Origin of the sequence: Streptomyces lacrimifluminis (assembly GCF_014646095.1) — a bacterium.
Taxonomy (GTDB): domain Bacteria; phylum Actinomycetota; class Actinomycetes; order Streptomycetales; family Streptomycetaceae; genus Streptomyces; species Streptomyces lacrimifluminis.
On the sequence record NZ_BMMU01000003.1, the window covers coordinates 270,064 to 283,569 of the forward strand.

Annotated in this window: 12 protein-coding genes; 3 read left to right on the forward strand and 9 right to left on the reverse strand. The window is 68.2% G+C overall.

What is annotated here, in order from left to right; translation table 11 throughout:
• Positions 1-217: 217 nt before the first annotated feature.
• Positions 218-1,783 (forward strand): amino acid permease, encoded by a 1,566-nt coding sequence (locus IEY89_RS06660; protein ID WP_189146319.1) that lies wholly within the window; start codon positions 218-220, stop codon positions 1,781-1,783.
• Positions 1,784-1,879: 96 nt separating this feature from the next.
• Here IEY89_RS06660 and IEY89_RS06665 read toward each other — a convergent pair whose 3' ends face one another.
• The 3 genes from IEY89_RS06665 to IEY89_RS41465 form a co-directional block, all read right to left on the reverse strand.
• On the reverse strand, positions 1,880-2,422 hold the full coding sequence (locus IEY89_RS06665; RefSeq protein WP_189146320.1) for a GNAT family N-acetyltransferase: 543 nt from the start codon (positions 2,420-2,422) through the stop codon (positions 1,880-1,882).
• A gap of 15 nt (positions 2,423-2,437) precedes the next feature.
• Positions 2,438-3,649, reverse strand: coding sequence for an NsdA family TPR-like regulatory protein (locus IEY89_RS06670; protein ID WP_189146321.1), 1,212 nt, complete (start codon positions 3,647-3,649; stop codon positions 2,438-2,440).
• Positions 3,650-4,503: 854 nt separating this feature from the next.
• Positions 4,504-4,629, reverse strand: coding sequence for a hypothetical protein (locus IEY89_RS41465; protein ID WP_268240722.1), 126 nt, complete (start codon positions 4,627-4,629; stop codon positions 4,504-4,506).
• 890 nt (positions 4,630-5,519) lie between these two features.
• Here IEY89_RS41465 and IEY89_RS06675 point away from each other — a divergent pair.
• Positions 5,520-6,467: a terpene synthase family protein gene (locus tag IEY89_RS06675; RefSeq protein WP_189146322.1), complete on the forward strand. Its 948-nt coding sequence runs from the start codon at positions 5,520-5,522 to the stop codon at positions 6,465-6,467.
• 192 nt (positions 6,468-6,659) lie between these two features.
• Entirely contained in the window at positions 6,660-7,601 is a 942-nt protein-coding gene (locus IEY89_RS06680; protein ID WP_189146323.1) for an RluA family pseudouridine synthase, read from the forward strand.
• Positions 7,602-7,619: 18 nt separating this feature from the next.
• Here the strand turns inward: IEY89_RS06680 and IEY89_RS06685 are convergent, their stop codons facing one another.
• The 6 genes from IEY89_RS06685 to IEY89_RS06710 all read right to left on the reverse strand — a co-directional run bounded on the left by IEY89_RS06685 (position 7,620) and on the right by IEY89_RS06710 (position 13,353).
• The gene (locus IEY89_RS06685; protein ID WP_189146324.1) at positions 7,620-9,101 is read right to left on the reverse strand and encodes a cytochrome P450; all 1,482 of its coding nucleotides are present in this window, start codon (positions 9,099-9,101) and stop codon (positions 7,620-7,622) included.
• A gap of 73 nt (positions 9,102-9,174) precedes the next feature.
• Positions 9,175-9,795: a GTP-binding protein gene (locus IEY89_RS06690; protein WP_189146325.1), complete on the reverse strand. Its 621-nt coding sequence runs from the start codon at positions 9,793-9,795 to the stop codon at positions 9,175-9,177.
• Positions 9,776-10,234, reverse strand: a complete 459-nt coding sequence (locus tag IEY89_RS06695) for a DUF742 domain-containing protein (protein WP_189146326.1) — start codon at positions 10,232-10,234, stop codon at positions 9,776-9,778. The genes IEY89_RS06690 and IEY89_RS06695 overlap by 20 nt, the downstream gene beginning before the upstream one ends.
• Positions 10,231-10,638 carry a roadblock/LC7 domain-containing protein gene (locus tag IEY89_RS06700; RefSeq protein WP_189146327.1) on the reverse strand — a complete coding sequence of 136 codons (408 nt, stop codon included), beginning with the start codon at positions 10,636-10,638 and terminating at the stop codon, positions 10,231-10,233. The genes IEY89_RS06695 and IEY89_RS06700 overlap by 4 nt, the downstream gene beginning before the upstream one ends.
• Positions 10,635-12,380, reverse strand: coding sequence for a sensor histidine kinase (locus IEY89_RS06705; RefSeq protein WP_189146328.1), 1,746 nt, complete (start codon positions 12,378-12,380; stop codon positions 10,635-10,637). Before IEY89_RS06705 ends, IEY89_RS06700 begins: the two co-directional genes overlap by 4 nt.
• Positions 12,381-12,717: 337 nt before the next feature.
• A complete protein-coding gene (locus IEY89_RS06710) occupies positions 12,718-13,353 on the reverse strand; it encodes a TetR/AcrR family transcriptional regulator (protein WP_189146329.1) in 636 nt (211 codons plus the stop codon).
• Positions 13,354-13,506 lie beyond the last annotated feature (153 nt).

Here is a 13,506-nt window from a genome sequence, read left to right on the forward strand (position 1 = left end):
TCCTCGCCCCAGCCCCAGCTCCGAAGACACCGCGCGGGAACGTCCTTCCATGCCGGCGCCACGCCGCCGAGCCTCGCCACACCGCCCAGTCGGCGAGCCGCCACCGCCAAGTGAGGACTTGGGTCCCGCCTCGTCACGGCCGCGATATCCCTGCGAAACAGCGCGTCCCTAATTTCTGTCACCCGACAGGAATACCGCGCCGAAGGCAGGTCCCGCCGTGACCACGACCGCTCCCTCCGACATACGCCCCGATCCACCGGACCCGTCCGTCGACGGCTCCCTGACCGAGTTCGGCTACCGCCAGGAGCTGCACCGCAACCTCGGCAGGTACGCCTCGTTCGCCGCCGGGTTCTCCTTCATCTCGGTCCTGACGACCGTCTTCCAGTTCTTCGCCTTCGGATACGCGTTCGGCGGCCCCGTCTTCTTCTGGGCCTGGCCGGCCGTACTGATCGGCCAGTTGCTGGTCGCCGCGTGCTTCGCGGAACTGGCCGCGCGCTATCCGATCTCCGGCGCGATCTACCAGTGGTCGTCCCGGCTCTCCAACCTCACCTTCGGCTGGTTCGCCGGCTGGATCATGGTGATCGGGCAGGTCGTGGTGGTCGCGGCGGCAGCGCTCGCACTCCAGGTCGTCCTGCCGGCCATCTGGTCCGGCTTCCAGCTGGTCGGCGACGACCCGGCCCCGACCTCGGCGAGCGGCGCGGCCAACGCGGCGATTCTCGGCGTGCTCCTCCTGACCCTGACGACCCTGGTGAACGTCCTGGACAACCGCGTGATGTCCCTGATCAACCGGGTCGGTGTGACCGCCGAGATCATCGGCGCCGTCCTGATCATCGTGCTCCTGTTCACCCACTCCGAGCGCACTCCCGGCATCACCTTCCACACGGGTACGGCACTGGAGTCCGGCCTGACCGGGGCCCTGTTGGTGGGGTCGTTCACTGCGGCGTACGTGATGATCGGGTTCGACAGCGCGGGCGAGATGAGCGAGGAGACGCACCATCCCCGGCGCACCGCCCCCCGCACGATCCTCACCGCGCTCGCCTCGGCGGGCCTGCTGGGCGGCCTGATCATCCTCGCCGGCCTGCTGGCCGCGCCGAGCCTCACCGACGGCCGGCTCGGCGTCGAGGGCCTGAGCTACGTCCTGACGAGCAGCCTTGGCGACGGGGTGGGCCGCGCCCTCCTGGTCGACGTCGTGGTCGCGATCGCGGTGGCCACCCTGGCGATCCAGACGTCGGCCTGCCGGATGCTGTTCTCGATGGCCCGCGACGGCCAGCTGCCCTTCTCGGCCCGCCTCGCCAAGGTCAACCCGCGCACGGGCATGCCGAGCGCCCCGGCCCTGGTCGTCGGCGTCCTGGCGGCGGCCCTGCTCCTCCTCAACTTCGCCTCCCCAGAAGCGTTCCTGGCCATCGGCACCACCTGCATCGTGATGCTGTACCTGGCGTACGCGATGGTGACAGGCCCACTCCTGGTCCAGCGGCTGAAGGGCACCTTCACCGCCGACGGCACCGACGAAACCGGCAAGCCCCTCTTCTCCCTCGGCCGCTGGGGCATCCCCGTCAACGCCCTCGCCCTCCTCTACGGCCTCTTCATGACCATCAACCTGGCCTGGCCCCGAGCAGCGGTGTACGACCCGGCGGGCGGGCACTGGTACTTCCAGTGGTTCACTGTGCTGTTTTTGGTGGTCGCGGTGGGGGGTGGGGTGGTGTACCGGGCGGTGAGGGCGCGACGAGGGCGCTCCGCTCCGAAACCGCACTCTCCGGAACCTCTCCGAGAACCGACTCCATAGAGTCTGCGGTGATGTCCACGCCCGTCGGCCAGCGGTCCGTGTACGTGTCGACCGTGCGGCTCGGCTTCAAGTCGCCGAGCCGCACCTGATCGACCTTCACGTTCCCAAGACCATGGCGGACAGCTGCGGGGCACCGTCGAACGGCACCGCCTCACCGACCGTCCGATAGCCCCATCCTTCGTACAGAGCACGCACCTTGCCGTGCTCCTTGTGCACCAGTAGCGTCACCCGTTCCTCGGGGCGGTCGTCAAGCAGCGCATCGTGGATCCGGTGGGAGGCCCCCGTACGGCGCCACGGCACCCGAACCATCAGCTCGGACAAGGCGAAGGTGCGCGCCCCGGTCTCCTTGGTGAACGCCTGTGGCAAGGCTGGAGTCACCTTGTCCCACCAGGTCGTGGCCGGACCCAGGGGCGCACCGTATGCGTAGCCGATCGGCTGGCCCTTGTCGTACGCGACAACGCAGGCGAAGCCAGGGCGCGCGGACCAGTGGTCCAGGAACTTGGCGAAGGCGTCCCGGCCGGCGAGCGGGTCGTCCACGCCCTCGTACACCTCGTCATGAACGTCGAGGAGAAGTTCACGGATCTCGGGTGCGTCCCCTGGGCCGTACTTGTGAAGGTCGAGTGGCGTGGGCGTGGTCACGGGCTTCCTTCCTCCCTACGGCTGGGCCGCTTTGGCCACCCGGTCGAGACGGGCGGTGATGCGGCTGCTGGCCACATCGGATGCGGGCACGTCCGCGACAGTTGCCGCAGCCTTCTCGATGTCGCCTTGTGTGAGCTGTAGTTCGGCGAGGAGCACCGTGTAATAGGCGCGATTTCGAGTGAAGCGGCTGTTGAGGAGATCGAGGGCCTGCACTGTCTGTGTCTCCGCGCGGGCGTACTGGCCTGCGCTCTGGTGGGCAATCGCGCCGAGCCCGGACAGCTCCGCCGGCGTCAGGAAAGCCAGCCAACTCGGGGCGCCTTCGGGGTCCGCGCGGTCGTAGGCACGCTCGGCGGCAGCAAGTTGACGGCCCATGCCCGATCGGTCGTCGATCTGCGCTAGGCAGTCGGCCAGCCGTGCGTGGAGGAGCGCGGAGATCAGAGGCTGAGTGCGTAGGTGGCGCTCGGAGAGGGCGGCCTTGTTGATCCGAGCGGCCTCGACGGCGCGTCCGGCATGCTCGGCCTGCGCGGCAAGGTCGGACCATGCACGGGTCACGGCGACCGGATCGCGTGCCAGTAGAGCGGCCTGTAGCGCCTCGTTGCGGAACTGCGCCGCCTTCGCGTACTCCCCGCAGTCGTGGGCCGACCATCCGGCGCAGGCCGCCACGTCGGCCACTGCCCGCATCAGGGCCCGTTCGACGCGCTCACCGAACGTGCAGTGGTCCAGGGCGCGTTGGAGTCGTGCCAGGTAGTCGGTGGCGACCTCGACGAGGGCCCCGCCGCCGAGCCTGTTGAAGTGGGCGTCGAGCCGCGTGACGGTGCCCTGGATCCGGTCGACGTCGGCCATGCCCAGGCGGCCCCGCTGGGGCGCCTCGTCGGTACCGAGCACGGTGATGAGGGCACCGGCGATGAAGGTACGGCGCTGCACGGCGTGGTGCTCCACGGCAGGGGCAGACAGCGCAGCCGTGACGGTGTTCCGCACGTTGCTGCGTGGCACGAACCCCATGACCTCCGGGGCGCGACCGAAGATCTCCTGGAGGGGGCGAAGGTATCGGGACCATGGCCACCGCACCTCGCCCGCGATCCAGCGGCGTACATGCCGGTCGGTGCAGTTCGCGGAGGTGCCGAACTCGTCCAGGGCAATGCGGTTGACCTCATCGGCGAGCTGCTCGTGCGTATACCCGAACTCGATGAGCAGCGTCTCTAAGGCGGTGTTCCGCTGCTTCGGCATGGCTGTGTCCCCTCGTGCGTGTGCCCTCGACGGTAGTCCTACCGTTGTGGCCCGTCCGGTGAAACTGTCCGGTCTGCTGTCGGTAACTGCCCTCCTTCTGTCCTGATGCGCAACAGGCCACTTCCGGGAGTCTCAGAGCATGAGACCTCAGCAGACGACGCCCGGTCCCCCCATCACACTGCCCGACCTGACCCAGCCGCCCCGGCCTGCGCCCGGCTGTGACGTGTGCACTGCCCTTGACAAACAGCGCGCTCAAGCGGAGGAGACCAGAGACATTCGACGCGCCACCATGTTCGAGGTCGAGATGCGCCGCCATCCCAACCACCGCGAGGTCACGCCATGATGGACAGTCAAGGGAAGAGGCACGACACGTCCGGCAATGCCGGACGTCCGCAACGGCTAGTGGTTCCGGATCACCTTCCTGGGGAGGAGGCGTACGGGACCTTCATGCACCACATGACGGGGTGCGCGGACTGCGGGTACGGGCAGGTCCAGTGCGAGAAGGCAACCGAGCTCTGGCAGGCGTACAAGAAGGCTCGGCGTAAACGCACATGAGCCTCGGAGCCGGCGGTCACTTCGCGCCGGCTCCGGGAGGGAGTGGGTGCTCGGGCCCCGTCGAGTGCCCGTCCGCCCTCTTTGCCCTGGCCTGGCCTGCCACGCCTTGCCCGACGAACGGACCTGACCCGGTGGTCGGGTACGCGTCTCCGTGTCTGCCTCAACTGTCGCAGCAGGCCGTTGATGTTCTCGTTGGTACCCCGGCCGGGAACTGTGCGGGCACGCGAGGTAGACGAACAGGCTGATGTCGATGTGCAGTTGGGCGCGTTTGGGCCATCTCCGCACATTGGTCCCCCAGGTCACGCCCTGCGAAGCTGCTCGGGCAGGGTCGTGATCGTCGTGGTGACAGCGTTGCGCACGGCTGCGGCACCGTGCACGGCCCGTGGCAGGCCGTTCTTCACCCAGGCGCCGCCGGGCCCGGGCATGGGCGGAATGTGCTGGAGCTTCGCGAAGCGGGTTCTGCGTTCGACCAGCCCGCGCCTCGGCCTTTGACGTACCCCTCTCCCGATTTTCGCAGAACGGCCTGACCTGGGCGGCGCACTGGGCAGAGTGTGGAGTGAGGCCGCGCACAAGACCGCTCCATGCGCCGGAGCGCACTCCCTTTTCCGACTACCGGGAGCCGTCGCATGCTGCGAAGCAATGGGCTGTCAGGGCGAGTTGACGGCATGAAAGGGTGTCGCACCCGGCCCCGTGGGGGTGAGGTCCGGATGCCCTCGACGGTCGTCAGCGCGACTCGGGATCACTGCGACGAGCCGGTCGAGCCGAGAGGCGACCGGGCGGCCACGGCGAGTAGCCCCCAGCGGCGTCTCGGTGATGCGACTCTGGAGATCGACCCGATGCGGTTGTATCGTATGAGGGTGCGAATCTGGCCGGAAAGCGCGACCTGCTCACTATCAACAAGGCCATCCGGACAGTCGCCGAAGACGTGGATCTTGCTCAATCAATGGTCCGCGGCTATAGGCAGGTGTCCTCGCACTGACCGAATCGGCGTCGGCGGACGTAGATCTCGTACACCATGCACAAGATTCTGGCCTGCGCCCCTGATCAGCGGGAGCGTTTCGAGGCGGCCCCCGGCCCAACGCCGGCGAAGGTCCGCCGAGGTGGACGCAGGTCAGCGCGAAGTGGGTGGTGGCTGGAAGATCGATTCCCCGGACAGCATCCAGCAGGAAGTGGAGACGATTCCCTGCCCGACCGTCGACGACACAGGTCGCCGCAGTAGTGACTGCACCTGTCCAGTCCCGAGCTTTCCGAACCCCGTAATCCAGGAGACGCGCGCCCCAAGATCGTCAGCTACTCGCTATGAGGAGACATCGCTATGCCACCTCTTGAGCTCGACGTTCCATTCGCCTTGCGGATGAACCCCCGGCTGGCAGAAGCTCTGCCAGAACATGTACAGCGACTGCGGAGCTTCTGCCTGCCTGAGAAAGTTTACCTGGCCCAGCGGTGCCCCGACATCGTCGGAGGGTGGTGGCCTGAGGCAAACGGAGAACAACTGGACCTCGGGCTGGACTTCTTCGCCTGGCTGTTCCTGGTCGACGATGCCTTCGATGGCCTCAATGCACAGGACGCAGAGAAGCTGATCAAGACGTTCACTGGCGTCGTAGAGGGTACCGGAGGAAACGGCGATGGCCGAGTCGACTTCTTCGCCGATGTGTGGGACCGCCAATGCAAGGGGATGTCAGCCCGATACTGCAGACGTGCGGCAGACAACTGGACAAAGGTGTTCGACGCCCTCCTGACGGAGGTTGCCAATATCGCGGAGGGTCACCTCCCCACGATCGAGGAGTACCGCGATATCCGATACCGGTCCGGATACATGCCTCCCATACTCGACATGACCGAGCGCCTCCGGGGTTTCGAGCTGACGCCCGAAGTACATGCCGATCCGGTGTTCCAAACCCTCTATGACGCGAATGTGTGGTGTCTCAACCTGGTCGATGATCTGTTCTCGTTCGAGAAAGAGGCAGCTCAGGGAGAACCCCACAATATGGTCCTCGTCGTCGAGCGCGAGCGTGGCTACTCACGCTCGGAGGCGATCAACACGGTGGTGTCCATGCTGGGTGAGCACTTCACTGACTTTCTCACAGCGGAAGCCCAGTTGTCGGCTGCGCTGGAAACTCGCGGTGTTTCCCTGGCAGACCGGGCGAAGACCTACGCTTTTGTCGACGACCTGCGATCGAGCTGCGCGTCCTCCTACTACTGGTGCCGGAGTTCTCCCCGCTATACCGGAGAGATGGAGTGGCTGAGCTTCCGCGACGAATGAGCCAAGACTGTTGATAATCAGCCGGTACGAGCGGTCGGCCGCCCAAACCAAACGTGGCCGACCGCTTTCGACATCGCACCCACTGCAGGCCCACCGCGTCGTGCCGACTGCGCACCCGGCCCACCCACCCCTGACGCCGGAATCGGCATCGCCTCGCCCCGCTGTCAGTACCACCTCGTACGCTTGATCGTGATGAGACGCCGCACTCCGCCCCCGCCCTCTCCCCTGCCGCAGCGCAACGGGGTGGATGCCGTGCGCGTGCGGTTGCCCGCCGGGGACGCGTGGGCCACCGTGCGGGACCATCTCGTGGCACGCCTCACAGCCGGAGCCGGCGTGATCGACGGGATGTTCGACGCGGGGAGGATCGTGGACGCCAACGGGCGTCGAGTGGCGCGGACCGCGGCATACGTGCCGGGGATGTTCGTCTGGTTCTGCCGGGAGCTGCCCGACGAGGAGCAGGTGCCGTTCACGGTCGACGTCGTGTATCGGGATGAGCACGTGGTGGTGGCCGACAAGCCGCACTTCCTGGCCACCACCCCGCGCGGCAGCCACGTCGCCGAGACAGCCCTGGCGCGACTGCGGAGACAGCTGGACATCCCAACGCTGGGCGCGGCGCACCGGCTGGACCGGCTGACGGCCGGGCTGGTGCTGTTCACCGTGCGGCCCGAAGAGCGCGGTGCGTACCAGTCGTTGTTCCGGGACAAGAGGGTGGCGAAGGAGTACGAGGCCGTGGCGCCGTACGATCCAAGGCTGGTCCTGCCCCGCACCGTGCGCAGCCGGATCGTCAAGGAGCGCGGGGTCATGGCGGCCCGCGAGGTCGAGGGCGAGCCCAACGCCGTCAGCCGGGTCGAGTTGCTGGAGCACGGGCACGAGCATGCCCGGTACCGGCTGATGCCGAGTACCGGACAGACGCACCAGCTGAGGGTGCACATGAACGCGTTGGGGGTGCCTATCCTCGGCGATCCCCTCTATCCGGTGGTGACCGGCCCCGGGGCGGCCAGCGACTTCCGACGGCCGCTCCAACTGCTGGCGCGGATGCTGGAGTTCACTGATCCCGTCACGGGGCGCGAGCACCGGTTCGTCAGCCCGCGCGTGCTGCGGGCCTGGTCGGCGTACGAGGAGTGGGCTGGGTAGTCCCGGCGCCCGGTCGGCTCAATCGCCGCGCCACCAGCGCTGGAGGCGCCGGAACATGCCCGGTCGGGGGGCCGGTTCGGGCGTCGGCGTCGGCGTCGGCGTCGGGGCAGTGGGCGGCACGGCGGACTCCGAAGCCCTCGTCTGCCGCTGCGGCGTGCCGACCTGCCCGTTACTGGGACGCTGTGCCGACAGCGTGTGCGCGGGTCGCACCGTGACGTCCCGCTGGGGCTTGGGCGCGAACCTCACCGGCAGCTCCACCAGGTGCCGGTTCGAGATGGACGCCCGCCAGCGCAACTCGTGCTCTTCGCAGTCGAGTTGGATGTCTGGAAGGCGGTCCAGCAGTGCATCGACGCCGACATCGGCGATGGCTCGACCGATGTCCTGGCCCGGGCACTCGTGGGGACCGCCGCTGAAGGCGAGGTGGGAGCGATTACCCTGCATGTTGGCCTTGACGTCGGGACGGACACGCGGGTCTACGTTGCCCGGCGCAATGCCCAAGAGAAGGCCGTCGCCCTTACGAATGCGCTGGCCGCCCAGCTCTGTCTCCTGCTTGGCGAAGTAGCCCAGGATGGTGCTGAACGGCGGCTCGTCCCACAAGGACTGCTCGACTGCCTGAGGCACCGTCATTTGGCCGCCGTTGAGCCGAGCGCGGAACCCCGGGTCGGTGAGCACGACCCTTAGTACGTTGGCGAGGAGGTTGGCGGTGGTCTCGTACGCGACGATCAGGACGACGCGCAGGTGCTGGCCGACCTCCTTGTCGTTGAGCCGCGCCGGGTGGTTGATCAGGTGGCTGGTGAAGTCCTCCCCGGGGTCGGCCCGGCGGCGGACGGTGAGCCGCGTCAGCACGTCCATGATGTACGCGTTACTGGCGATGGCGGTCTCGGTGCCCTTGAGCATGTCACGAGCGGCATGCACGATCCGGTCGTTGTACTCGTCAGGCATGCCAAGGATCTCGCACATCACCGCCATCGACAGATGCTCGCAGAACTGGCCGACCAGGTCGGCCCTTCCATCCTCGGAGAACTTGTTGACGAGGTCCTGGGTCGCGCGGTTGATGTGACGGCGGATGCCCCGGTGGTCGATGGTCGACATGGCCCCGATGACTGCTCCGCGCAGCCGCAGGTGTTCGTCGCCCTCTGCATGGCAGCAGATGGGTTCCCATGCGATGTGCGGCATGAGCGGGTGATCCGGCTTGACCGTGCCGTCCCGCAAGGGGGTCCACAACCGGGTGTCCCGGCTGTACTGCGAGGGGCTGCGCACCATGTGCATGTTCTCGCCATGCCCGAGCACCACCCAGATCGGCACATCGTCATGGAGCAGCGCAGGAGCCACCGCCCCGTGTTCGGCGCGCAGCTTCTCGTACACGGCTCCCAGGTCCTCCGCCTCGGGGCCGTACAGCCGGCGCAGTCCGCCGGGGCCGGTGCCGTGGGCGGGGCAGCCGGGGGGCGGGCTCAGGGCGGTGTCGTCCGTGTCGGTCAGGGAGTGGGGCTCAGGCGTCACAGTGATCGCTCCGAAACTGAAGTGGATCAGGTGTCAGGTGAGTTGGTGATGTGCTGGTGGTGAATTGCCGCCCTCAGACGGACGCCTTCGTCAGCTCCAGCGAGTGCAGGAACCGCATCAGGGTCATGAGCGTGTCCCGGCTGGAGGCCCGGCGGCGGGCGTCGCACTCCACGATGGGGATCTCCGGGGCCAGGTCGAGGGCCGAGCGCAGGTCCTCGATCGGGTAGCGGGGCGCGTCCGGGAAGGAGTTGACGGCGATGACGAAGGGCACGCCCCGTTCCTCCAGTCGCCCTATGACGTCGAAGCTCACCTCCAGGCGCCGGGTGTCGATCAGGACGACCGCGCCGAGGGCGCCTTCGAACAGGCCGCTCCACAGGAACCAGAAGCGTTCCTGGCCCGGGGTGCCGAACAGGTACAGCACCAGTTGGTCGGTGATGCTGATGCGGCCGAAGTCCATGGCCACGGTGGTGGCCGTCTTGGAATCGGAGCCGTAGTTGTCGTCGACGCCGATGCCGGCCTGCGTCATGGTCTCTTCGGTGGTCAGCGGCCTGATCTCGCTGACCGAGCCGACCATGGTCGTCTTGCCGACACCGAACCCGCCCACGATGACGATCTTCACCGCGGCCTGGGTGCTGTGCGGCAGGCGGTCCTCGGTCCGTGGACCCGTGATGGTGTCAGAGCTTTTGAAGTCCATGCATCACCGCTTCGAGGAGGGAACGGTCGGCCAGCGACTGGCGGATGAGCGGATCGCGCGCCTGGACCAGTTCGGCCGTCAGCAGCTCGGTGAGCAGGACGGTCACCACGCTGAACGGCAGGTTGAGGTAAGCCGAGAGCTCGGCCACCGACAGGGGGGCCTTGCAGAGGCGGAGCAGCGCCGACTGCTCCGGCGGGGCGGCGGGCGGGGGTTCGGCGCACGCCACGATTAACGTGACGAGGTCGAGGGAGGCGCGCTCGCCGCCCGGGGTCGCGCCGGTGAGCACATAGAGCCGTTCGGGGTTCTTCCGCTCCCCCTCCTTGCCCTTCGTGCCCTCCTGGCCCGTGCCGCCCTCCGCACCGGGTGCGCTCTGCTGGAGTTGCTCCGGCGGAGGTTCCTGCTTGATCGGGTAGCGCCGGCGGCGCTGCGGAGGAGTCATACGGTCTGCCCGTTCCGCCGGGGCGGACTGGTGAGGTGGGCGCCGATCCGGACCACCAGGTCGCGCATGTGGTTGCTCATGTTGCCGGGCTCGGCGATCACGTTGGCGAGGACCGCGAGGTAGGCGTTGGGGCCGGCGGCCATCAGGTAGAAGTAGCCGCCGGTGACCTCGATGATGACCATGCGCATCATGCCGTCGCTGTCCGGGATCTCGTGTGCGACGGCGCCCGCGAGGCTCTGCAGCCCCGCGCAGGCGGCGGCGACACGGTCGGCGGCGTCGGGGTCGCCGCCGTAGCGCGCGATGCGCAGGCCGTCGGCGGAGAGCACCACGATCTGCTGGATACCGGGTACGCCGTCGGCGAGCTCCTTGAGCATCCAGTCGAAGTTGGCTCGCTGCGAGATCACTTGAGGTCCCCCTCGTCGTCGGCCTCGGCGTGGGCCGGCTGCTGGTTGGTCGCGCTGGCTGCGGTCGGGTCTTCCCGGTGGCCGCCGAAGGCCGCCCGGTCGTCCGGGTGGCCTTCGGGGGTTCTGGAGCCGCCAGCCGGGAACCCGGTGAAGTCGACCGCGTCGTCCGGGTGACCCGAGAACGTCGTCGGGTCGTCGGGGTTCCTGGTGAAGGCCGTGGGGTCCGGGTCGCCCTTGAGGCCCTCCATGAAGGCCTCGACCCACAGGCCCGGCAGGGGTTCCTCTTCCTTGTCCTTCTTCTGCGACTCGGGCTCCCACAGCTTCCGGAGCTCCGGGTCGGCGTCCATCTCGGCCTCGGCGGCCCGGGAGCGGGCGTACCGCTCGCTGAGCGGGGTCTTGACCCGGCTGCGGCGCTGGGGCAGACCGTTCTCGGTCCACTCGGTGACCTCCGGGACGTCGTCCTCCATGGAGACCGACGCCGGGATCCGCGGGCCCGTCGTGGGGCGGCGCTTCTTGGGCGGGCGCTTGGGGCCTTCCAGCGCGCCGAGTTCGATCTTGGGTGCGGCGGTGGCGCCGATGCCGTGGGCGAGGCCCGGGGCGGGATCGCTGGTGAGCATGTCGGACGGCACGACCAGGACGGCGCGGACACCGCCGTACGCGGACTGCCTGAGCGAGATCTGCATCTTGTACGACTCGCAGAGGCGCCCCACGACGGCGAGGCCGAGGCGCGGGGACTCACCGAGGTCGTTGAGGTCGAAGCCGGCCTGAGCGCGGGCGATCATGCCCTCGGCCCGCTTGCGGGACTCCTCGCTGAGGCTGACGCCGGCGTCCTCGATCTCGATGGCGATGCCGGTCTGCACCTCGGTCGCCGTGACGTGCACCTTGGTGTGGGGCGGTGAGTAGCGCGTGGCGTTGTCGAGGAGTTCGGCCGCCGCGTGGATGAGCGGCTCGACGGAGTTGCCGTCGACGTTGACCTTCGCGATGGAGGTCAGGTCGATGCGGCGGTACTCCAGGATCCGGGACATCGCACCGCGCAGCACGCTGTACAGCGCGACGGGCTGGGGCCACTGGCGTCCGGGGCGGCCACCGCCGAGCACGGAGATGGAGTCGGCGAGGCGGCCGATCAGCGCGGTGCCGTGGTCGATGCGCAGGAGGTCGTCGAAGACCTCGGGGTTGCGGCCGTGGTCCTCCTCCATCTCCCGGAGTTCGTTGGCCTGCTGGTGGACGATCGCCTGAACACGCCGGGCGATGCTGACGAACGCGCGCTGCGATCCGTCCCGCATGGCCTCCTCGCGGTCGATGATCTCCAGGATGTGCTCCAGCAGCCTGCGCTGCGGCACCGGGAGTGCGCCGTACGGAGAGTCCGGCCCACGCAGTTCGCGAATCACCCCTGTGGGTGAACCGGTGACGCGCAGCAGATGGAGTCCGTGCGGCAGGACTTCCTTGCCGAACCGGTCGAAGTCCTCGTCGTGGGCGGCGATGCGCCGTTCCAGATACGCGGTGTGACGGGCGTGCTCGGCCCGCAGGCTACGGACGGTACGGCCGCGGCGGACCACTTCGGCGGCGACCGCGAGGACCAGGACCGTGGCGATGGCTCCGCACCAGCCGACGGCAACACGGGCCGGCCCCGTCACCAGGGCGACGGCGGCTCCGGTCGCCCCGGCCATTGCTATGGCAGGTAGCAACAACACGCGCGCGTAGGGAAGTTCACGGCCACCGGGAGGCGATTGAACACTCACCATGTATGCCCTCTGAGACAAGTCGGCTGGGGTTGGGGGAGCTTGCTGTGGGGTACGTCTGGGAATTGTCTGGATCTTCGGTATTTTTGGGAACAAGCGCACGAATACATCCCAACTCGGTGCGCTGCGGGCGAGCTTAGTCCGACCGGATCAACGCCGTGTCATATTCGGCAAGCCCCTGAATTGCTCCTCGCAAGTGGAGTACCCTCGACCCATTTACACGCTGCGGATGCAATCGCACACAGCGAGTCACGACGTACGGACGTACGAGAACCACTCACCGTGACGAGTGAATGCGGGTACCCGGAAGGGCCCGAGGCCCCGGAGTCCGCAGCGGCGCTCAGATACCGGCGATGCGCAGAGCCGCGTCCGCCGTGGCTTCCGCGAAGACGGAGGCCGGGCGCTCGGGGTCGGAGCGGTGCACGAGGATGACGCCCTCGATGAGCCCGAAGAGCAGATCCGTCCGCAGGTCCAGCTCGCTCTTGGCAAGCACACCCCCGGCGGCCGTCGCGGCGAGCAACTGCCGGTAGGCGTCCTTCAGTTCGGCACGCACCGCATGGAAGCCGGCGAAGCGTTCGGCGCGCACTTCGGGGAGGAGGTAGAGGCCGCCGAGATTGTGCGGGCCGCCGCACAGCAACTCGACGTCGGCGCGGCACAGCTCCCACAACCGGCTCTCCGGCGGGGCCGCGTCATCGGCGAGCAGCCCACGGGCGTACGCCAACGAGGGCGTGACGGTGGACTCCAGGAGCTCGGCGAGCAGCTCCTCCTTGCCGGAGACGTAGTGGTACATGGACGCCTGGCGCATCCCCGCCCGCTCGGCGATGGTCCGGGTGGTGGTGGCCGCGTAGCCCCGGGTGGTGAACAACTCCGCTGCCGCGGTGAGCAGTTCGGCACGCGGGGTGAGCCCGCTGTCCGGCCGCTGCGCGACCCGCGGCCTGCCGACCCGCCGTCCGCCCGGCCCGCCCGTCGTTCCCATGCGTTCGATCCTCGCATACCGGCCGGTCCGATGATCTCCGTGAGCAATCGGTAACCGGGTGGCAACGCACGGGCAATTCCAGCGTCTCGCCGCCCGCCTAATTTCTGTCGCGCGACAGAAATTAGGCAGCGGGACAGGCACAAGCCCGACGAG